Source organism: Methylobacterium sp. BE186 (genome assembly GCF_031457035.1).
Taxonomy (GTDB): domain Bacteria; phylum Pseudomonadota; class Alphaproteobacteria; order Rhizobiales; family Beijerinckiaceae; genus Methylobacterium; species Methylobacterium segetis.
Genome location: NZ_JAVDVV010000004.1, coordinates 64,093 through 84,842, shown reverse-complemented (window position 1 = coordinate 84,842; position 20,750 = coordinate 64,093). Strand labels below are relative to the sequence as shown.

Genomic DNA, 20,750 nt, shown 5'->3' with positions numbered 1-20,750 from the left:
CTCCTATTCCGAGGCCGGATTGGCGGGCTGCGGGGGTTCGCCGGCACCGGGCTGCTCTCCGTCGTAGCCCTCGATCACGATGAGGTCGGTGTCCGCACCGCCCTTCTGCCGGGCGCGGGCCGACTGGTAGAGGTCCGAGTGCCAGCAGGCGAGCGCGGCCTCGTAGGAGGGGAACTCGATCACGACGTTGCGGGAGCGGGCCGAGCCCGAGACCGCTTCGAAAGCGCCGCCCCGAACGAGGAAGCGGCCGCCGAATTGGGCGAAGGCGGCGCCGTTCGCGGCCGCGTAATCCCGGTAGGCGTCGGCGTCCCGGACATCGACCCGGACGACCCAGTATCCGCGTGCCATCGCGATCTCCTTGATCCTCAAGCCATCTCGGCGACGATGCGGCGGGCCACCCCGGCCGGGTCGGCGGCACCGGTGATCGGGCGGCCGACGACGACATGGTCGATGCCGGCGGCCCGCGCCTCCGCGGGGTTCATCACGCGCTTCTGGTCGCCGAGGTCGCTGCCGGCGGGGCGGATGCCCGGCGTCACGATGAGGCGGTCCGGACCCACCACCGAGCGGACGGAGGCCGCCTCCTCCGCGCTGCAGACGATGCCGTCGATGCCGATCTGGAGGGCCTGGGCAGCCCGCTTCGCGACGAGGTCCGGCACGGGCAGTGCGTAGCCGGCCTCGCGGGCATCCGCCTCGTCGTAGGAGGTGAGGACCGTAACCGCGAGGATCTTCAACGGGTTAGCTCCCCGTCCACGGATCGCCGCGCGCATGGTCTGCGGGTAGGCGTGGACCGTGAGGAAGGTCGCGCCGAGGCCGGCGAGCGAGCGCACCCCCTCCTCCACCGTGTTGCCGATGTCGTGGAGCTTAAGGTCGAGGAAGACCTTGAGGCCGCGCTCCGCGAGCTTCGGCACCAGGGCGAGGCCGCCCGCATAGGCGAGCCGATAGCCGATCTTGTAGAAGGTGGCGGCGTCGCCGATGCGGTCCACCAGCGCCTCGGCCTCGGCCACGTCGCCGAGGTCGAGGGCGACGATCAGGCGGTCGCGGGGGTCGGCGAGAGCGGGCATCGGGCACTCCGGAAGGATGCCGGCAGCGATCACGCGCCGACGCGCCTGTCAATGATCGCGATCATCCGGCTCGCCCATCACCCGTGCAACCTCCGCGCGCAGAACGGGCAGCAGCTCCGCCTCGAACCAGGGATGCCGCTTCAGCCAGCCATTGTTGCGCCAGGAGGGGTGCGGCAGAGGGAGAACCCGGGGCCGGCGCGGCTCGCCGAGGATCTCGCGCCAGCGCGCGACGGTGCCGGTGAGGCCGCCCTCCAGCCGCCCGAGATGCCACCCCTGCGCGTATTGGCCGATCACGAGGATCAATTCGAGATCAGGCAACCCGCTGAAGATCGCATCACGCCAGCGTTCGGCGCATTCCCGGCGCGGCGGCCGGTCGCCGCCCTTGGCATCGAGGCCCGGAAAACACGAGCCCATCGGCACGATCGCGACCCGCGCGGCGTCGTAGAACGCCGCCTCGCCGAGGCCGAGCCAGGCGCGCAGGCGCACGCCCGACGGGTCGGTGAAGGGCTGGCCCGTGCGGTGCGCCCGGGTGCCCGGCGCCTGCGAGGCGATGCAGAGGCGGGCGGTGGCGCTGCCCTGCAGGATCGGCCGCGGCTCCTGCGCCAGGGGCGGCCCGTAGACCGGCGCGTCGCGGCAGAGGCGGCAGGCGCGCAGCCGCGCGGCGGTCTCGTCGAAGGCGGAGAGGATCGGGCGGGGCGGCATCGGTCCGGCCGCAGATGGGCCGCGGCTCCCGAAACGAAAAGACGGCGCGGTGTTGAGCCGCGCCGTCGTGAAGTGGGTCGAAACCTTTGGGGTGAGGCGACCCTGCGCCTCGGGTGCCCGGGGGTCTGTGCGTTTCCTCACACCCCTCCGGATCGCAGGCCGGGATCACACCCCACGGAGGCTCGCGAGGTCGAGAGGCAGCGAGCGCAGGCGCTGGCCGGTCGCGGCGAAGATCGCGTTCGAGATGGCCGGGGCGAGCACCGGCACGCCCGGCTCGCCGATTCCGGTGGGCGCGGCCTGCGAGGGCACGATGTGCACCTCGACGACCGGCATCTCGCTCATCCGGGTCGGCTCGTAGCTGTCGAAGTTCCGCTCCTGCACCACGCCGTCCTTGAGGGTGATGCGGTTGCGCAGCACCGAGGAGAGCGCGAAACCCACCGCCCCCTCGACCTGTGCGCGGATGATGTCCGGGTTGACGGCGATGCCGACATCGACCGCCGCGACGATGCGGTTCACCTTGACGCTCGCCTCCTGCACCGAGACGTCGGCCACCATGGCGACGTAGGAGCCGAAGGATTCGTGGGCCGAGACGCCGAGGCCGTGGCCCTTCTCGCGGGTGCGCTCGGCCCAGTTGGCCTTCTCGGCGGCGAGCTTCAGGGCGGCGGAGAGGCGGGGCGCCTGGTTCAGGAGCGCGAGGCGGTAGGCGAGCGGATCGACGTTGGCCGCGTGGGCGATCTCGTCGATGAACACCTCCATGACCTGGGCCGTGTGGGTGTGGCCGACCGAGCGCCACCACAGGACCGGCACGCCCTCGCGGGCGTTGTGGACCTCGAACCGGTAGGCGGGAAGCGCGTAGGGCGTGTCGGAGGCGCCCTCCACCGTGGTGCCGTCGATGCCGTTCTTGACGATCATCGCCTCGAAGGGAGAGCCGATCATGATCGACTTGCCGACCATCACGTGCTGCCAGCCCGTGATGGCGCCCTTGGCATCGAGGCCGGCGCGCAGCTTGTGGAAGACGGTCGGGCGGTAATAGCCGCCCGTCATGTCGTCCTCGCGGGTCCAGACGAGGTGGATGGGTGCCTTGGCCCCCGTCGCCTTCACGATGCTCGCGGCCTCCGCGAGGTAGTCGGCGCCGGGCGTCGCGCGGCGGCCGAAGGAGCCGCCAGCCCAGAGCGTGTGAAGCCGGACCTTGTCCGTCGTGACGCCGAGGATCGCGGCGATCACCGCCTGCTCGACGGTCTGGAGCTGGCAGCCTGCGTAGACGTCGTAGGTCCCGTCGGAGGCCCGCTCGATCGTGGCGTTGAGGGGCTCCATCGCGGCGTGGGCGAGGTAGGGGAAGCTGAACTCCGCCTCCAGAACCTTCGCCGCGCCCTTGATGCCGGCCTCCGGGTCGCCGCGCTCGGAGGCGACGAGGCCGGGGCGCTTGGCGGTCTCCCGGTACTCGGCGAGGATGGCGTCGGAGGAGCGGGCCTCCGCGCCCGCATCGTCCCAGGTCACGGCGAGGGCATCGCGGCCCTTCATCGCGGTCCAGGTATCCTTGGCGATCACCGCGACGCCGGTCGGGATCGTCACCACGTCGAGGACGCCCTTGACGGCGCGGGCGGCCTTGTCGTCGACGCTCTTCACGCTGGCGCCGAAGCGGGGCGGATGCGCGACCACCGCCGTCACCTGCCCCGGGCGGCGGATGTCGAGGGAGTAGACGGCGCTGCCGTCGGTCTTGGCGACCGAGTCGAGGCGCGGCACCCGCTGGCCGATCAGCCGCCACTCGCCCGGCTGCTTGAGGCGCGGCTCCTGCGGCACCGGCAGGGTCGCGGCGGAGGCGGCGAGCGCGCCGAACCGGGCCTCGCGCTTCGAGGCGGCGTGGCGCACGACGCCGGTCTCGACCGTGATCTCGGAGACGGGCACTTTCCACTGGTAGGCGGCGGCGGCCACCAGCATCTCGCGGGCGGCGGCACCCGCCTTGCGGAGCTGGAACCAGGAATTGGCGATCGCGGTCGAGCCGCCCGTGCCCTGCACCGGCCCCATCAGGGTGTTGTTGTAGAGGGTGGCGTCGGCGGGCGCGAACTCGGTGCGGATCGTCGCCCAATCCGCGTCGAGTTCGTCCGCGAGGATGGTGGCGAGCCCGGTCGTGTTGCCCTGGCCCATGTCGAGGTGCTTGCAGATCACCGTGACGGTGTCGTCCGAGGCGATCCGCACGAAGACGTTCGGCATCGCCTTGACCGCCGAGAGGTCCGGCCCGCCCGCGGCGTAGGACGGCCCCTTCGGGTCGAGGCGGAAGCCGATGACGATGGCGCCCGTCGCGGCGGCGGCGCCGCCGAGGAAGCTGCGGCGGGAGACGCGCGGGGCGCGGCCTCCGGCCTTCGACCGACCGATTGTCAGCATGTCTGTGCTCCAGTCAGGACGAACGGGGATCAAGCGAGGGTGCGGGCGGCTTCGTGGATCGCCGCGCGGATGCGCTGATAGGTGCCGCAGCGGCAGATGTTGCCGTCCATGGCGCCCGCGATGTCAGAATCCGAGGGCTTCGGATTGTCGGTGAGGAGCCCGATCGCCGACATGATCTGGCCCGACTGGCAGTAGCCGCACTGGACCACGTCGAGCTTGCGCCACGCCGTCTGGACCGCCTCGGCCACCCGGCCCGAGACGCCCTCGATCGTCGTGACCTTGCCTTCGCCGACATCGCCGATGCGGGTCTGGCAGGAGCGGACCGGCTGCCCGTCGAGATGGACGGTGCAGGCGCCGCACTGGGCGATGCCGCAGCCGTACTTGGTACCCGTCTTGTCGAGATGGTCGCGCAGCACCCAGAGGAGCGGCGTCTCGGGATCGGCCTCGACCTCGTGGGCCCTGCCGTTGACGGTCAGCTTGATCATCCCGATGCCCTCCGGTCCGGTGAGGATCACCGAGCGGTAGCGTCCCCGCGCGCGCGGCCGATGTGCGGCCGCGCACCTGCCAGGCGATCTCCGCGGGGCGGGGCCTCGGCCGGCGGGGGAGCGTGTCCGGGATGCGGAGAATCCGCACGGTGGCGGCAGCCGGTTCTTAACACATTCATACCATCCTGGGGGTGGTCGCGGTTCGGTACGCCCGCTCCGACCCGTCCAACGGCGCCCTCAGCGTAAACTTCGAGACTGATGTCCGACCTGACTGTCGAGATGGTCCAGCGGGGGCGCGGCCCGTCGGCGGAGGAGGCCAACCGGCGCCGCGGCATCGCCCGCGACATGCGCTCGGCCCGCGAGAAGCTGACCTCCGTCACCGGCCTGGAGCGCGCCTTCGACTACGAGCTGCTGCGCCTCTACGCGCAATACAGGATCGGCGCCGGGATCCCGCTCGGGCTGTTCGCCGTGGCGATGGCCGGCGCCTCGGTGTTCTGGGTGCCGCACGTCGTCGCGGCGACCTGGGCCCTGTGCGTGTTCGTCGCGATCACGCTGATCTCCACCGCGAGCCGCCGCTTCCTGCGCCAGGACCCGGAGGAGGTCTCGCTCGCGCGCTGGCGGCGCCTGTTCGTCGCGGGCGAGGCGGTGCAGAGCCTGTGCTGGGCGGCGATGATCGGGCTCGGCGCCACGGGCGGGCGGACCTTCGCCCTGTTCGGCCTCGTCATCGCGGCGGCGGTCGCGACCATGCTCGCCGCGACCGTGCCGGCGGCCGCCGTCGCCGGCCTCGTGCCGCTGATGCTCGCGACGCTGTCGCTCCTCGCCTTCTCGCAGCACATGGACGCGCTGCTCCTCGTCGCCATGGCGGTCGGTTCGCAGCTCTTCTTCATGGGTCTGGCGCGCCGCCTCTACACCTCGACGGTGGGCGCCCTGCAATCGCGGGCCGAGAAGGACGCGATCTTCGCCGAGCTGGAGCAGGCCAAGGCCAATTCCGACGAGGCGCGGCGGCGCGCGGAGGAGGCGAACCTCGCCAAATCGCGCTTCCTCGCCACGATGAGCCACGAGCTGCGCACGCCGCTGAACGCCATCCTCGGCTTCTCGGAGGTGATGAAGAACGAGGTCTTCGGCCCCCACACCGCGCCGAGCTACCAGGAATACTCGACCGACATCCACGATAGCGGGATGCACCTCCTCAACCTCATCAACGAGATCCTCGACCTCTCGCGGATCGAGGCGGGGCGCTACGAGATGAACGAGGAGGCCGTGCTCCTCGCCCACATTGTCGAGGAATGCCGCCACATGATGGGCCTGAGGGCCCGCTCGAAGGGGCAGACCTTCCACGATTTCGTGGACGATTCCCTGCCGAAGATCTGGGCCGACGAGCGGGCGCTCCGCCAGATCGTGCTGAACCTCCTCTCGAACGCCGTGAAGTTCACGCCGCCGGGCGGCGAGATCACGATCAAGGTCGGCTGGACGAGCTCGGGCGGCCAGTACGTCGCGGTCAAGGACAGCGGCCCCGGCATCCCCGAGGACGAGCTCGGCACCGTGATGTCCTCCTTCGGCCGCGGCTCGCTCGCGATCAAGACCGCCGAGCAGGGCTCGGGGCTCGGCCTGCCGATCGTCAAGGGCCTCGTCGACCTGCACGGCGGCCATTTCCAGCTCGTGTCGCGCCCCCGCGAGGGCACGGAGGTCATCGTCACCCTGCCGGCGAGCCGGGTGATGGACACGCTGCCGGCCGTGGACGTCGAGGCCGAGATGCAGCCCGCGGCCGTGCGGCGGCCCGCCAGGGCCGCCTGAGGCAGGCCCCCGCCTCTCCCGTGTCGGGAGAGGTCGAGCCCGCGGCAGCGGGCCGGGTGGGGAGCACAGGCGCCCGAACGAACCCCGGCGCCCTATCCCGGCAACCCCGCGTCCCCGCCCTGTCCCCCCTCCCGCACGGGAGCACGGCGCGGGCTTCGGACGCCCCCTACGCCTCCGAGCGGCCCGACACCCCCGCCTGCTCGAAGGTCGCCATGTCGCGGTGGCAGGCGAGCGCGCCCTTGAGGAGGCCCATGGCGAGCGCCGCGCCCGAGCCCTCGCCGAGGCGCATGCCGAGCGCCAGGAGCGGCACGAGGCCGAGGCGCTCCAGCACGTCGGCATGCGCGCCCTCCGCCGAGACGTGGCCCGCGAGGCAATGGTCGAGGGCGGCAGGGTCGAGGGCGTGCAGGATCGCCGCCGCCGCGGTGGCGACGTAGCCGTCGAGGATCACGGGCACCCGCTGCAGGCGCGCGGCGAGGATCGCGCCCGCCATCGCGGCGATCTCGCGGCCGCCGAGGCGGGACAGAACCTCCAGCGGGTCGGCGAGGTGGCCGGCATGGTGGGCGAGCGCGGCCTCGACCGCCGCGACCTTGCGGGCGATCCCCGCATCGTCGATGCCGGTGCCGCGCCCGACCCAGTGGCGCGCCTCGCCCCCGTAGAGGGCGGCATAGATCGCGGCCGCGACCGTGGTGTTGCCGATGCCCATCTCGCCGACCGCGAGGCAATCGGTGCCCGCGGCGACCGCCTCCATGCCGAAGGCCATGGTGGCCACGCACGCCTTCTCGTCGAAGGCCGGCCCCACCGTGATGTCGCCGGTCGGCAGGTCGATGGCGAGGTCGAACACCTTGAAGCCGAGCCCGTAGGCCGCGCAGATCTGGTTGATGGCCGCCCCCCCGGCGGCGAAATTGTCGAGCATCTGCCGGTTGACCGCGTCGGGGTAGGCCGAGACGCCCCGCGCGGTGACGCCGTGGCTCCCGGCGAAGACGCAGACGAGGGGGCGGTCGAGGGTCGGGCTCGCCTTGCCCTGCCACGCGCCGAGCCACGCGACGAGGTGCTCCAGGCGCCCGAGCGCACCCGCCGGCTTCGTCAGGCGCGCCTCCCGCTCGGCGACGGCGGCCGCCGCCACCCGGTCCGGGCCCGGCATGGAGGCGATCAGGCCGCGGATATCCGCGAAGGGGCCGGTCTCGGTCATGGCACGAACAATCCTGTGGGCGGGGCCGCTCCCGCGCGAGGCCGGCCGCGGCCGGAGCTATAACGGGGCGGGATGCGGGGGTGAAGGCGAGGCGCGATGGCCGACCAACCGAGGCGCTCCGGCGAGGCCGACATGCCGGGGCTCGACCTCCTCTACGACCTCGCCGCGTGCCTGCGCTTCTTCTCGCGCCTGCCGGTGCCGCGCCTGCCCGGCGAGCCGGACCCGCACCTGCCCCCCGATTTCCGCACGGTGCCCCGGATGCTGCCGCTCGCGGGCCTCGTCCTCGCGCTGCCGGCCGCCCTGGTGCTGCTGGCGGGCCGCGGCCTCGGGCTCGGCCCCTTCCTCGCCGCGACGCTCGCCGTCGCCGCCCTCGTCCTCGTGACGGGGGCGCTCCACGAGGACGGGCTCGCCGACGTGGCGGACGGGTTCGGGGGCGGCGCCACGCCGGAACGGCGCCTCGAGATCATGCGCGACAGCCGGATCGGCGCCTACGGGGGTGCCGCCCTCGTCCTCTCGCTGGCGCTGCGGATCGGCGCGCTGGCGACGCTGCTCGACCGGACCGGGGCGGGGGCCGCCATCGCGATCCTGCTCGCGGCCTCCCTCTCGCGCACGGCGGCGCTCGCCCCGATGGTGCTGCTGGCGCCCGCCCGGGCCGGGGGCGCGGCGGCCTCCGTGGGCCGCCCGACCAAGGCGACGGCGGGACTCGCCGCGGGGATCGCCGCCCTCCTCACCCTCCTGGCGCTCCCCTTCGGCCTGCCCGTCGGCGGGCTCCTCCTGATGCTGCTGCTCGCCATCGGCGCGAGCCTCGCCGTGAGCGGGATCGCCCGCGCCCGGATCGGCGGCCAGACCGGCGACGTGGTCGGCGCCTGCCAGCAGATGGCCGAGATCGCCGCGCTGATCGGCCTGATCGTGGCCGTGCCGATGTGAGGGGCGCGGCGGGCTTGATCCCCCGGCGCCCTTGCGGGCATGGGTGAGCGCATGAGCCTGCCCCCGAAGCCCTCGAGCCCCTGCACCAAGGTCTGCGTCCTCGACGACGCGACGCGCCTGTGCCGCGGCTGCGGCCGCACGCGCGACGAGATCGCGGCCTGGGGCTCGCTCCCCGAGGCGCGGCGCCTCGCCATCATGGCCGGCCTCGAAGCGCGGCTGCGGGATGCCTATCTGACGCCTGCGGAGGTCCCGGCATCCCCGTGACGATCCTCCCAGGCTGAGTCTTCCATGCTGATTCTCGGGCTCATCGTTCTCGGTATCGCGCTCCTCCTCCTCGTCACCGCGGATGGCGGGCGGATCGCGGGCGTGATCGAGCCCGACCAGCTCGCGGGCCTCGCCTCGGGCGTCGCCGTCCTCGCCCTCGTGCTGGCGGGCTTCCGGCACCGCTTCCGCGAGGGCATCGGCACGAACCTGCGCCACCTGCTGATCTGGGGCCTGATCGGGCTCGCCTGCGTCGCCCTCTACGCCTACCGCGACACGGCGCAGGAGGTGGGCGCGCGGGTGATGGGCGAGCTCAACCCCGGCAGCGCCACGATCGGCCCCGGCGGCAGCGTGACGATCACCCGGCGGGCGGACGGACCCTTCGCGGTCAAGGCCGAGGTCAACGGCCGCAGCCAGAACTTCCTGTTCGACACGGGCGCCAGCGCCGTGGTCCTCACCGCCGAGAACGCGGCCGCGCTCGGCATCCGCCCGGGCGAGGACGCCTTCACCACTCGGGTCGCGACGGCCAACGGCGTCACCTTCGCCGCGCCCATCCTCCTCGACAGCCTCCGCATCGGCCCGATCCTCGAGCGGCGCGTGCCGGCGATGGTGAGCCGGCCGGGCGCGCTCGCAGGCAACCTCCTCGGCCAGAGCTTCCTGAACCGCCTGCCCTCCTACGAGGTCCGGGGCGACCGGCTGATCCTGAAGGGCCCGTAGCGGGCGGCTCAGGCCGCCTCCGGCACCTCCCGCGAGACCAGGGAGACCGCCTCCCGCAGGGTCGCGAGATCCGCGCCGGGCCGCATCCCGTGGGTGGCGAGATGGCGCCGGAAGGCCCGGGCGCCCGGGCGCCCGTTGAACAGGCCGAGCATGTGGCGCGTCAGGCTGTGGAGCCGGGCACCCCCGGCGAGCGCCTCGGCGAGGTAGGGCTCGAAGGCCTCGACCGCCGCGAAGGCGTCGGCGACCGGCGCGGCCTCGCCGAACAGCTCCGGATCGACCGCGAGGAGCTCGGCCGGGTCGCTGTAGGCGGCCCGCCCCATCATCACGCCGTCGAGGTCCTCAAGATGCGCACGGGCCGCCGCCACCGTGGCGATGCCTCCGTTGACCGCGACCGGCAGCCCGGGTCGCGCCCGCTTCAGGCGCGCGACGCGGCCGTAATCGAGGGGCGGGATGTCCCGGTTCTCCTTCGGCGACAGGCCCTGCAGCCACGCCTTGCGCGCGTGCACGATCAGCGCGTCGACGCCCGCCGCGACGACGATCTCGGCCAGCGCGTCGAGGGCGGCTTCCGGGTCCTGATCGTCGACGCCGATGCGGCACTTCACCGTGACGGGCACATTGACGGCAGCCTTCATGGCGGCCACGCAATCGCCGACGAGTCGGGGCTCGCGCATCAGGCAGGCGCCGAAGCGGCCGTCCTGCACCCGGTCCGACGGGCAGCCGACATTGAGGTTGATCTCGGCATAGCCGAAATCCTCGGCGATCCGCGCCGCCTGCGCGAGCTCGGCGGGGCCGGATCCGCCGAGTTGCACCGCCACCGGATGCTCGACCGCCGAGAAGCCGAGCAGCCACTCCCGCGGGCCGTGCAGCACGGCGCCCGTCGTCACCATCTCGGTGTAGAGCCGGGCGCGCCGCGACAGGACGCGGTGGAAGACCCGGCAATGCCGGTCGGTCCAATCCATCATAGGCGCAATCGAAAAGCGCCACTCGCTGGAAACGCTGGATTTTTTAGCTTCTGCGGTCACTTACCCCTCGATCCCTGCTGCACCCTTCGCCGCCCTGCCCGGCCCCTGTCGCGCCGACGATACGGCCATGCCTTGGCGCTCGCCTCCATTCTGTCCCAGCGGAGGCCGGTTCGGGCACGGACCTCGTGCGCGAACGGCACGGACGGAGCGACGGGTTATAACGCACAGGTGGCGATGCAACAGGCGGCCGCCAGCGACCGCGAGACCCGGACCTTCGATCGCCCGCCGATAGCCCGCGCCCGGATCGAGACGCGGGAGTGCAACCAGTCTCGGCGCGGCGCCCTCGCCCCGCATCCGACGCGAGCGGATTGCCTACGACGGTGCGCGTCACCGAGACGCGGAACGACCGCCCGCGCCGTCCGCCGCGCCTATCGTTGCGCGCAGAGGACGAACACGCCTGTATTCTCCGTCAGGAACCCGTGCGTCACGGAGGCCACGAAGCGCATGTGCGCGTCGCTGAACCCGGCCGATCGAGCCCGTTGAAGGATGTCCCAACCGGGAGTTTCGAAAACGAGCGACCCGCCGCCGGGATCGACCGGGTTTCCATGCCGTTCCGGTTCCTTGATGTGAACGATCGCTCCATCGACAATCCTGGCGCGGAGATCGCCCTCCTCACTCATGAACCGGAATGGATGCGTCCCCACATGCCAGCCTCCTGGTTTGAGCACGCGGGCAATCTCGCGCAGACCTGCGTCAAGGTCGGGAATATGCTCCAGCACTTCGTTCGTCGTGACGAGGTCGAAGCTCTCCGACGGCAAGGACAGGGCCGTCAGGTCTTCGTGCTGGATCGGAAACAAGGCGCGCCTCGCTTCCTCGTTCAAGGCGTATTCGGATCCGAGAAAGCGCGGGAACAGCCCGCGCAGCCGCAGAGCGAATGCCGTTACGGCCTCTGTCGCAAAAATGCGGACATCGTGCCTCGGACGATGACCGAACTTTTCATCGATCAGCGCGAGAACGGACCGCATGCGCGCGTTGATCCCATGCGCGACAAGCCCTTCGCGGACATTCGTCCCACCCACCTGTATCTCGTGAGCGGACATCCGCCACCCCGTCAGCGGCTCGACGAGGCCAGCATCGGCGATCTGATCGACCATTCTCTTCGCATGGTCGGCCCTGAAAACATACGGGTTCGATGTCGCCCAAGCTATCCACTCTTCCAGGGAGTAGAATTTCTGGTCAATCTCAAACACGCTGTAGGAGCTCCCTTAAAGCGTCTGGTCGAGCCGGCAACGCAGCATCAGATCACTATGAAAGAACCGAATCCCTTTCCCGAGAGTGGCCAGATCGATACGCTGAGCCCGCATCGGATCTCGCTTGGCATAGGAGCCATGTCGGGAAGTAAAATTTCGATCTCATTTCCCTCCAGTTTCGTCTCGAGATCTAATGTCGATTCGAAGGGCGCTTCAGCATTGATATAATGCAGCTTGGAGCGGGCCACACTTGATTGATCCGCGGTTATCAATCGGAATTCTTTGTCTTTTAGAAGACTTAAGCGGCCGTCTTCTCGCGATATATTGAAAAAAATCGGTGAACCAGCGAGAAATATCTGCTCGCCCGCGCGAGCCTGTTCATTAAGTTCAAACGATGAAGCCAAGTGATTTTCGTACAGATGGGCGAAAGAAGCCTCTTGTTCCGTTGAAAGAGGCGACTTCCGAATGACATTCCCCAATATGCTAAAATGCCCATTTGCGACAGCTCCTCGCGCGAGAGCCGAGGAAAAGTGTCTCGGGGAAATGTACTCGAAGATCTCGCGAAAATCCGCGATGGGCTTGCCACTCAGTTCCTCCACCCATGGGAAGCCGTTCGCCCGCACCCAATTCATCGAATAGAAAGCCGCTCGCTGACTCGCCCCCGTCGCAGTCCGCCACGTTGAAAGGTGGGCGTTGAAAGCCACCGGTTCCGGGTAGAAAGTTGCCCCGCCCTTCACGCCCTTCGGCAGCGTATCGGCGGTCAAAACGAGCCATAGATATTGCAGATGCTCTTCCGGTCTCAACTGGCGAGCGTCAAATATCAGCGGCTGCTTCCCAAACCCGCTTACTTGGTCCTGTGCATGGACATAGCCGGGGCTGTCGTAGAGCGGCATCTCCATCTCGCCGATCGCCTGCCCGCTCGAGAGATACGCATCAAAAGCCTTCTCGTTGAAAAATAGTATCTCGTCTGCGTCTACACGAAAAACGTAATCGGTCTGACACGCGGCGTAACCGGCGATTCGCTTTTCAGGCTCATTCGCCCAGCACCGGTTGATAAACCGAGCCGGAATGCCGGATGTCTCAATGATTTCATAAAGCGCCGGGTCCGAACGGAGCGGATCCTTTCCGACTGCCTGCAGATAGGGGACCATCCACTCATAGGCCCCATCCACCACGACCAGCTCTTGGATGCGCCCCTTCATCGAAGCGAGTGCTGGCCCAAGAAGATCCCAATCATTGTAGATGCTCAGATACGCGCTGAAGGATGTCATGATTCAAGGTCCCTCAAGCCGATGCATCGTTGAAAACGTGCGGCTCAGCGCGCCACGTCGGGCCTGATCTTTGTGGATCCGTCGAAACAAGCTCACGAGTGGCCTACAACAGAGGATCGACGCATTCATCCCCTGCCGAACTGGGATGAACCGTCGTCGAGTCGGTGGCTGGCGCAAGCGAACGCCCACGACGAGGTCGGTCCATCCCCCTTTCCGGACGGCAATGGCTCGCGAGACGGCACTTCCGTTAGACATCAATTCCTTTGACAAGGCTCTAACATCGGCGAGCGTGACGGGACAAGGCGGGGACTGACGATTCCGGCTCACGTCATCGGCACCAGTCCTGCCCCCCGCACCGCCCCCTCCATAGCCCGTTCGTACAGCCCATTTGCCAATCCGTGGCGCTTCAGCGTCTCGTAAATCCGCGGTCGCCCCGAAGAGACCGAACATCGACAAGGCCGGCCCAGTGCAGATGCACTTCACGCCTCGCTCACGCCCAGACCTGTAAAGCGAGTGCCGAACGTCGCCGTCTTCAGGCACGCGCTCCAAAGACTGCCGGGTTTCAGCCCATGCGAACGCAGGATGCGAACGACCAGCTGGATTTTGTACGATTGATGATACTAGATCAGCAACTATAGTGTCTTTGTTAGGATGACGTACTGAGCCCAGCCTACGGCGCACCAGATTGCGAATGTGCCGGAGATCTTGTCACTTGCTTCTCTCGCTTGGTCCCGCATCCAGCCTGCTGCGTAGGGAAGAACAATACGCCCGGCAAATTCCGGCTGCAGCCCAGATGTGCCCGCGATATCGATGATGTCCTGCGCTGTCCATGTCTGCAAATGCGTGTGATCATCGAAAAAATTCGTTGTGAAAGCAGGAATTCCGTGTTCGGCAAAGAATGATGAAGAGGGCATTCTTTTCGAGAATTCATGCGGCCATTCCAGATACATGCGACCGCCCGGCTTCATGCAGGACGCCGCCCAGCCAATGAATCCAGACGGATCCGAAAGATGCTCGATGAAATGAGACGCCACGACGGCGTCGAATTCGACACCGTTGAAGGGACGAGGCGTTGTTTCGAAGTCGGAAATGGAAACTTGCTCGTAATTCGCGGCTAGCCGAATCGGATCCAATGACGTTCCGTAAAACTTAAGATCTGATCGAGCCACCGACGGCCAGACTTTATAGATCGAGAGCGAGCCCTCGCCCGCTCCCATATCCAGCAAACAGGCGTCCGGAGGAGCGTTCTTCACGAACGTCGACCGCGGCGACACCGTGTGGAAATAGGCGTCGAATTCATCTTTTTGAATGTTTGGATCGATCTTGTGCGTGCACCAGCGGGTTAATTGCTCGCGCAGGTCTGCATCGGACAGATGATCGAATGGTCCGAAAATATCCAACAGGCGCCCTCTCTCAGGATTGGTGTCGTTCCGGTTTCAGCGTGCCCTGAGGTCGCAATCGATCATCTGCGTCCCTCGTGGTGACACGGCTTCGGAAAGACGTGGCCTTCTGATCAGGCGGCCCCTACCATTGATCGTATTCGGGCGTCTCTGCAAACTCATGTGATCAGAGCTTGGTCATGGCGAGCTTGGTCATGGCGAGGTTGAGCTCAGCGAGGCCGCCGGCGGCCCGCGTCTCGGAGCGGATGGCGACGTCGCGTGAGTTGTCCGATCGATCGCACGACATCGCCGAGCGCCCCGGCAGGCGCCTTCGTCGTCTTCCCATGTCGCATCACGATGGTCGTCGGCCCTGCCCCCGCGGCCGAAGGGCGTCCGCATGTTGTACGGTCTCGCGAAACGGGGAATCGCAGCAGCCGAGCTTGGCGCTTTATGATCGCGACCGTCGCGCAGGTTCGAGTGTGGATTCGAGAGACGAGGCGGCCTCGCCGGCCTGTCGGGGCCGCTGCCGACACTCTGGGCCACCCTGCGCGGCTGGAGCCGGGACGAGCGACGCGGCGTATTCCAGGCCTACACCCTGACGGTGCTATGCGGGGCTCTCCTGTGGCACGCCGCGTCCGGGCTGCTGAACCCGGATCTCGTTCGGCTTGCCGCCCTGGCGCTGCCGGGAACGATGATCGGGGCTTGGCTCGGCGCGCGCCGATCGCCCGGTGAGCGACCGGCGCTTCCACGAATTCGTCCTGGCCCTCCTCGGTCTCTCCGGGCTGATGCTCGTCTGGTCCAGGCTCTGACCGCCGCCCGCTAGTGTCAGGCGACGCATCCGCCGCACGGTGCGGTCAATCCGGTGCCACGCGGCGGCGCGCGGTACATCCCCCCGCTAAGAAATTGCACCCGCAAAGTCTTTTTCGATCTGGCCCATGAACAATCGAGCGGCAGTGATATATTGCAATAGTCGTCTCTCACATTCGCGCCACATTTCCGCGAGACCGCCCTGCGCTCTTGCTTCCAGTTCCAGACCGACATGCTCCAGAAATCTTCTGATACAGAGTGTGAGACGCATGTGCGCCAGAGCACGTCTGTGTCTGTGCTTTCCCCTGTCGGCGTGCGAGGTGTTGCGAGCTTGCACTAGCGCCGCGGCCCGCGGTGCCGGCATGTCCGCCTCGTCGAGCCCCGCGATGGGGCATGAGGATCCGATGATCAAAACGCTTCTTCTCGCCGGTACCGCCGCCGTCCTGCTGACCGGCGCTGCCTCGGCCGCCGACCTGCCCCGCCGCGCGGCCCCCCCACCGGTGTTCACGCCGGTTCCGGTCTTCACCTGGACGGGCTTCTACGCCGGCTTCAACGCCGGCTACGCGTTCGACGTGGGCAACAGCACCGCCAACACCTTCGTGGTGCCCAATCAGTTCACGACTGCGGCCGGCACGACGGCGACCTTCCGGCAGTCGAGCCAGGATGGTTTCACGGGCGGTGGCCAGATCGGCTACAACTTCCAGTTCACGCCGGGCTCGGGCGTGGTGGTCGGCATCGAGGCCGACGCCCAGTATCTCGATTTCGGCCGCAACCGCACGAGCCCGATCTTCGTCGGCGGGACGGCGGCCCCCGGCTTCACGGTGGTCGATCCCCGCGGCCTGTCGAGCCTCGACTTCTTCGGCACCGTGCGCGGCCGCCTCGGCTACGCCTTCGACCGCGTCCTGTTCTACGGCACCGGCGGTTTCGCCTACGGCGCCGGTAGCGCCGATCGCAGCTTCGGCGGCTTCCGCGGCAACGACGATTTCCGCACCGGCTGGGCCGTGGGCGGCGGCGTCGAGTACGCGCTGCCGACCGACTCGTTCCTGAACTTCTTCAAGTCGTCGGCCGTCACGCTGAAGGTCGAAGGTCTGTACGTGAACCTCGACCGCGGCACCCGCAACCAGGGCGCCCTCGTGGTCGATGCAGGCAGCAACGTGGTCGCGACGAGCGCGATCGGCCGCCGCGACGACGAGTTCGCGGTCGTGCGCGCGGGCCTGAACTACAAGTTCGGCACCTATTGAGCCTGCGGCCGACAGGAGGTTTGGCCTAAGCATCCCCAGCCCGATCAGACTGGCCGCTTAGTCAAACGGCGCCCCGGGAGAGGTCCCGGGGCGCTTTTTTCGTCTCGCGGTGTCATCACGCGCGAAAGGCGGGACGAAGTCCCGCCTCCATGTGCGCGATCGCGCTAGACTCTATGATTTCGTCCAGTCCGACGGCGACGTTTTACCATCGGACCGTCCGTGACGCTGCATCGCTTCACCTCCGAGGTTCGTTGCGCGGCGGAGTAAAAACTCCGTACGGGAAACGGGTAATTCTGCAGGCGGGTTCCGAGTGCGAGAGATTTTCTTCGTCGATACTTCTTAGTGCCAAGTCTATCAATGCCAAGTCTGTCTCGGCCTCCGCTGTCGGACATCACGGAGCGGCCGGGATCCCAGCCTGTACCCAACGACGCGAGGGTGCGATCCGGCCGGCTCCGGCCTCACGCCGCGGCCGCGGGCTCGCCCGAGGCCGCGCGGGCGGTCTTCAGGCACGCCTCCACGCCGTCCCGCAGCGAGGACACGTAAGTGTCCGCCCCGAGTTCCCGGCCGAGCGCCGCATCCGTCAGAACCCGCTCGCCCACGGGCCAGAGGCCGACCAGGATCGGGATGTCGGGGCCGCGCCGGCGCAGGCGCTCCAAGAGGTAGCGCAGATGCGCGGGGCTTCCGGTGATGTCGAGATACGAGATGCAGATCATCGCGACGCCCGACAGGTCGAGCTCCCGGACGCGACCGCGCGCGACGGATTCGTGCGGCGCCACGCGGGCGCCGAGCCCGTGCTTGCGCAGGAGCTGCGCCAGGATGGTCGAGGCCGCCTCGTCGAGGGGGCCGCGGCCGGCGATGCAGAGGATCGGGGCCTCGGAACGCCAAGCCGGCGGACGCTGGTCGAGGGGCGGCGCTTGGCCGGGGACGGCCTCGTTCTTCGGGTGCGTGCGCTCGGCGAGCGTCGGCACATCCGCCGGGCTGCCGCCCTTCGGATCGGGTGCCGGCTCGACATCCGGCCGGCCCTCGAAATCCTCGACGAGGTTCTGGCAGGAGGTCTTGATGTTCTCCAGCTGCGCGGGCGTGACGACGCCGCGGGCGAAATCGTTGGCCGCCAGCTGCAGGCCCTTGAGCGCCACCTCGTCGTAGTAGGAGGACAGCGAGCGCTCCTTGAGCATCGCCTCGCCGATGTCGCGCGCCTCGTCCGGGTCGCCGGCGAGCATGCGCTGGTAGAAGTTCTCCACCGGCGTCAGGGGCGGCCGGTCGCCCAGCATCACGTCGAAGAATTCCAGGCTCTCGACGTGGCGCCCGAGCACCACGAGGCAGACGGTGAAGGGCGTGGCCAGGATCAGGCCGACCGGCCCCCAGAGGAAGCCCCAGAACAGCGTGGAGACGATGACCGCGAACGGCGACAGCCCCGTCGAGTGACCGTAGAGCAGCGGCTCGATGACTTGCCCGAACAGGGGCTCGGCGATGAGGAACAGGGCGGCCGTCCAGATCGCCATCGACCAGCCCGGATCGACGGCCGCGGCCAGGGCGACCGGGATGAGGCCGGAGATGAAGGCGCCGATATAGGGCACGAAGCGCATGAGGGCGGAGAACACGCCCCAGAGGATCGGGCTCGGCACGCCGATGAACCACAGGCCAACGCCGATCAGCACGCCGAAGGCGGCGTTCATGCCGAGCTGGGCCAGGAAATACGTGCCGAGGCGGCTCGCCGCATCGTCCATGGCCACCGTGGTGCGGTGCAGGTCGCTCGATCCGAACAGCCGGATGAGGCGGTTGCGGAGGTCCTCGCGCTGCATGAGCAGGAACACGACGACGACGAGCACGATGCCGATGGTGGTCAGGGGCTCGACGATGGGGCCGAGGACGTTGTGCGCGAGCGTCAGGGGCGACGGGTCCGGCTCCTGGACGCGGACGAGCTGCGCCTTCGGCGTCTCGCCGCCGGCGGGCGAGGCGGACGTCGTGCCCGAGGCCGACGCCTTCTGCGACGCGTCGTGCACCTGATGGTTGATCCGCTGCAGCAGCGCGTTGGCGCGCCCGAGGAAGCCCTCCTGCAGGCTTGCGGCCTTCGTCTGCACCGTGGCCTGGTACTGCGGCAGGTTGCTGGCAAGGCTCGCCACCTGCGTTCCGAGAACGGCGCCGATGCCGAGGATGATGCCGAGCGCCAGCAGCACGGCGACGATGACCGAGGGCACCCGCCCGAGATGAATCCGGCGCAGGAAGCTGACGACGGGCGCGAGGACGAAGCTCAGGAGGATGGCGAGCACGAGGGGGATGAAGACCTCGCGGCCGAAATAGAGGGCCGCGATGACCACGACGCCGACCGCGAGCGTCAGCAGCCCGCGCAGTCCCGGGGTCACGGGCGGGGGGACCTGTGCGGGCTGGCGCGGTGCGGGTATGTCGCTGACGGCCATGGAGAACTCCGGCTGGAACGCGTGACCGGCCCTGGCGGCCGTCACCCTTCAACGCCGATCGCCGGGTTTGGGTCATGGCGCACGGTGGATCTCGGCGGGAGCAATCGGGAGCCCCCTGCCGCGGGGCTGCGGCCGGCCCGCATCGGGTGGACCGATGATCCGTGCGGCGGATCTCGCTCGGCCCTTCGCGGCCCGGCCGAGGGGGCTCCGGCGCGAAAGCCCTGCGGCCGAGCTGAAACCAAACATGGGTTAGAGGCTTGAACCTGTCCGGCCCTACCCGCCCCGCCCGACGCTCCAACGCCCGAGCCCGCCCGATGCCCGCGTTCGCTCCACTGCCCCAGCCTGCCCACGTCCTCCTCGTCGAGGACGAAACTCTCATCCGCATGATGGCGGCCGACGTGCTGGAGGAGGCCGGTTTCACGGTGACAGAGGCGGCGACCGCCGACGCGGCCTGGTCGATCCTGAACCTGCGGCCCGACGATATCGGCGTCCTGTTCACCGACGTCGACATGCCGGGCTCGATGGACGGCGTGACCCTGGTCGAGCGCGTGGCGGCGTCCTGGCCGCATATCCGCCTCGTGGTGACCTCCGGCCGCCACCCTCTGGCGGACCGGGACCTGCCGGATAACGGCCGCTTCCTGGGAAAGCCCTACCATCCGTCCGAACTGATGGGGGCGATCGACCGCGCCGCCTGAGCGCGTCCGGGGCCGGCGTCCGCCCCGCTAGCCGCGCGGCGGCCGGATGCCGAGGGCGCGGATGATGGCGTAGGTCGTCGCCGCCGAGAGGAGGCACAGCCCGATGACGAACGGAAAGCCGTGCGGGTCGTCGGCGAAGGGCAGGCCCTTCACGTTCATGCCGAACAGCCCCGTCAGGAAGGTGGGCGGCAGGAACAGCGCCGAGAGGACGGAGAGCACGTAGAGCTGGCGGTTGCTCTCCTCCGCCACGCGGGCGGCCACCTCCTCCTGCAGCAGGCGGGCGCGCTCGGCCAGCGCGTTCACGTCCCGGTCCAGGGCATCGAGGCGCTGCGCCAGCCGCGCCGCCGTGGCGACGGTCGGCCCGTGCAGGCGCTCGGCCGCATCGTCCTCCTCCAGCCGCCGGAACACGGCGGCGAGCCCGAGGAGCTGCCGGTGCAGGCGCACGGCGCTGCGGCGGATCGGGCCGAGGCGCCGCCTGTCGTCGCGCACGCGCCCGTCGAGCACCCGGTCCTCGATCCCGTCGACCTCGTCCGAGAGGCGCTGGCCCGTCGCCGCCATGGACGCGACCACGTAGCCGACCATCGTCTCGAGGAGCAGCACGGGCGAGGCGATCGGCTGCCCCTTCTCGGCGCTCGCGCGGGTGGCGTCCGGGCTCTCGGCCGGCCCCCTGCGGCCGCTCACGAGCGAGCGCGGCCCCATCACGAAGTGCAGGCGGCCCGCTTCATCCGGCTTGGCCCCGGGTCGGGCGAGATCGGCGACCACGCCGCCGACATGCCCGTCCTCGACGGTGACACGCTGGTGCTCGTCGGGCCGGAACACGGCTTCGGCGAGCGCCCGAGGCCCGACGCGGCCCGCATCGATGAGCGGGGCGAGGTTCGCCGTCTTGAGGTCGACGTGGAGCCACAGGAAGCCGCTGCCGAAGGCGTCGAGGTCCGGGAGCCCCTCGTCGGGTTCGAGGAGGCGGCCGCATCCCTTCTCGTCGAAGGCCATCGCCCAGAGCAGGCCGGGCAGCGCGGCGGCTCGGATCGCAGGGGTCATGGGCCGGCCCCCGGCCGGCGCGCCGGGCTCAATCCGTGGCGACGGCCACCAGGGAGAAGGCGGATGCGATGGCGAGGTTGCCGGCGATCAGGAGGGTGAGAAGGGTCATCATCGGTTTCCAGAGGATCGGGCACCCTCAACGCGCGCGGCCGCACTTCTGTTGCCAAGGTTT

General features: G+C 69.1%; 18 protein-coding genes. 6 read left to right on the top strand and 12 right to left on the bottom strand.

Translation table 11 applies throughout. The annotated features are described in order from the left end of the window. Window positions 1-3: 3 nt before the first annotated feature. From J2X36_RS06135 to J2X36_RS06115, 5 genes are all read right to left on the bottom strand, one after another. Window positions 4-348 carry a DUF1330 domain-containing protein gene (locus tag J2X36_RS06135; protein WP_132250073.1) on the bottom strand — a complete coding sequence of 115 codons (345 nt, stop codon included), beginning with the start codon at window positions 346-348 and terminating at the stop codon, window positions 4-6. A gap of 17 nt (window positions 349-365) precedes the next feature. Beyond that, on the bottom strand, window positions 366-1,061 hold the full coding sequence (pyrF, locus tag J2X36_RS06130; protein ID WP_310347314.1) for an orotidine-5'-phosphate decarboxylase: 696 nt from the start codon (window positions 1,059-1,061) through the stop codon (window positions 366-368). A gap of 48 nt (window positions 1,062-1,109) precedes the next feature. Next, complete coding sequence (locus tag J2X36_RS06125; RefSeq protein ID WP_310347312.1) at window positions 1,110-1,763, bottom strand: uracil-DNA glycosylase family protein; 654 nt, start codon at window positions 1,761-1,763, stop codon at window positions 1,110-1,112. A gap of 165 nt (window positions 1,764-1,928) precedes the next feature. Next, a complete protein-coding gene (locus J2X36_RS06120; protein WP_310347311.1) occupies window positions 1,929-4,145 on the bottom strand; it encodes a xanthine dehydrogenase family protein molybdopterin-binding subunit in 2,217 nt (738 codons plus the stop codon). Between the two features lie 29 nt (window positions 4,146-4,174). Next, window positions 4,175-4,630: a (2Fe-2S)-binding protein gene (locus J2X36_RS06115; protein ID WP_132250081.1), complete on the bottom strand. Its 456-nt coding sequence runs from the start codon at window positions 4,628-4,630 to the stop codon at window positions 4,175-4,177. A gap of 258 nt (window positions 4,631-4,888) precedes the next feature. Between J2X36_RS06115 and J2X36_RS06110 the strand changes: the two genes are divergently transcribed. Next, window positions 4,889-6,424, top strand: coding sequence for a HAMP domain-containing sensor histidine kinase (locus J2X36_RS06110; RefSeq protein ID WP_310347309.1), 1,536 nt, complete (start codon window positions 4,889-4,891; stop codon window positions 6,422-6,424). 166 nt (window positions 6,425-6,590) lie between these two features. On the opposite strand, the gene cobT is transcribed toward J2X36_RS06110, so the two are convergent. Further along, a complete protein-coding gene (gene cobT / locus J2X36_RS06105) occupies window positions 6,591-7,613 on the bottom strand; it encodes a nicotinate-nucleotide--dimethylbenzimidazole phosphoribosyltransferase (RefSeq protein WP_310347308.1) in 1,023 nt (340 codons plus the stop codon). 96 nt (window positions 7,614-7,709) lie between these two features. Here cobT and cobS point away from each other — a divergent pair, with 96 nt between their 5' ends. The 3 genes from cobS to J2X36_RS06090 are packed head-to-tail and all read left to right on the top strand — an operon-like array spanning window position 7,710 to window position 9,518. Further along, the gene (cobS, locus tag J2X36_RS06100; protein WP_132250087.1) at window positions 7,710-8,540 is read left to right on the top strand and encodes an adenosylcobinamide-GDP ribazoletransferase; all 831 of its coding nucleotides are present in this window, start codon (window positions 7,710-7,712) and stop codon (window positions 8,538-8,540) included. 51 nt (window positions 8,541-8,591) lie between these two features. Next, window positions 8,592-8,804, top strand: a complete 213-nt coding sequence (locus J2X36_RS06095) for a DUF1289 domain-containing protein (RefSeq protein ID WP_132250089.1) — start codon at window positions 8,592-8,594, stop codon at window positions 8,802-8,804. A gap of 24 nt (window positions 8,805-8,828) precedes the next feature. After that, window positions 8,829-9,518 (top strand): TIGR02281 family clan AA aspartic protease, encoded by a 690-nt coding sequence (locus J2X36_RS06090; protein WP_310347306.1) that lies wholly within the window; start codon window positions 8,829-8,831, stop codon window positions 9,516-9,518. Between the two features lie 8 nt (window positions 9,519-9,526). Here J2X36_RS06090 and dusA read toward each other — a convergent pair whose 3' ends face one another. The 4 genes from dusA to J2X36_RS06070 all read right to left on the bottom strand — a co-directional run bounded on the left by dusA (window position 9,527) and on the right by J2X36_RS06070 (window position 14,401). Continuing rightward, window positions 9,527-10,540, bottom strand: a complete 1,014-nt coding sequence (gene dusA / locus J2X36_RS06085; RefSeq protein WP_310347305.1) for a tRNA dihydrouridine(20/20a) synthase DusA — start codon at window positions 10,538-10,540, stop codon at window positions 9,527-9,529. Window positions 10,541-10,908: 368 nt separating this feature from the next. Next, on the bottom strand, window positions 10,909-11,730 hold the full coding sequence (locus J2X36_RS06080) for a class I SAM-dependent methyltransferase (protein WP_132250095.1): 822 nt from the start codon (window positions 11,728-11,730) through the stop codon (window positions 10,909-10,911). 47 nt (window positions 11,731-11,777) lie between these two features. Next, window positions 11,778-13,001, bottom strand: coding sequence for a hypothetical protein (locus tag J2X36_RS06075; protein ID WP_310347302.1), 1,224 nt, complete (start codon window positions 12,999-13,001; stop codon window positions 11,778-11,780). 632 nt (window positions 13,002-13,633) lie between these two features. Then, a complete protein-coding gene (locus tag J2X36_RS06070; RefSeq protein WP_310347300.1) occupies window positions 13,634-14,401 on the bottom strand; it encodes a class I SAM-dependent methyltransferase in 768 nt (255 codons plus the stop codon). A gap of 1,190 nt (window positions 14,402-15,591) precedes the next feature. On the opposite strand from J2X36_RS06070, the gene J2X36_RS06065 reads away from it, so the two are divergent. Beyond that, window positions 15,592-16,428 carry an outer membrane beta-barrel protein gene (locus tag J2X36_RS06065; RefSeq protein WP_310347298.1) on the top strand — a complete coding sequence of 279 codons (837 nt, stop codon included), beginning with the start codon at window positions 15,592-15,594 and terminating at the stop codon, window positions 16,426-16,428. Between the two features lie 458 nt (window positions 16,429-16,886). Here J2X36_RS06065 and J2X36_RS06060 read toward each other — a convergent pair whose 3' ends face one another. Continuing rightward, window positions 16,887-18,845, bottom strand: coding sequence for an AI-2E family transporter (locus J2X36_RS06060; protein WP_132250103.1), 1,959 nt, complete (start codon window positions 18,843-18,845; stop codon window positions 16,887-16,889). A gap of 314 nt (window positions 18,846-19,159) precedes the next feature. Between J2X36_RS06060 and J2X36_RS06055 the strand changes: the two genes are divergently transcribed. Further along, window positions 19,160-19,540 (top strand): response regulator, encoded by a 381-nt coding sequence (locus J2X36_RS06055; RefSeq protein WP_132250105.1) that lies wholly within the window; start codon window positions 19,160-19,162, stop codon window positions 19,538-19,540. Window positions 19,541-19,567: 27 nt separating this feature from the next. On the opposite strand, the gene J2X36_RS06050 is transcribed toward J2X36_RS06055, so the two are convergent. Further along, window positions 19,568-20,578: a CorA family divalent cation transporter gene (locus J2X36_RS06050; protein ID WP_310347293.1), complete on the bottom strand. Its 1,011-nt coding sequence runs from the start codon at window positions 20,576-20,578 to the stop codon at window positions 19,568-19,570. Between the last annotated feature and the right edge of the window lie 172 nt (window positions 20,579-20,750).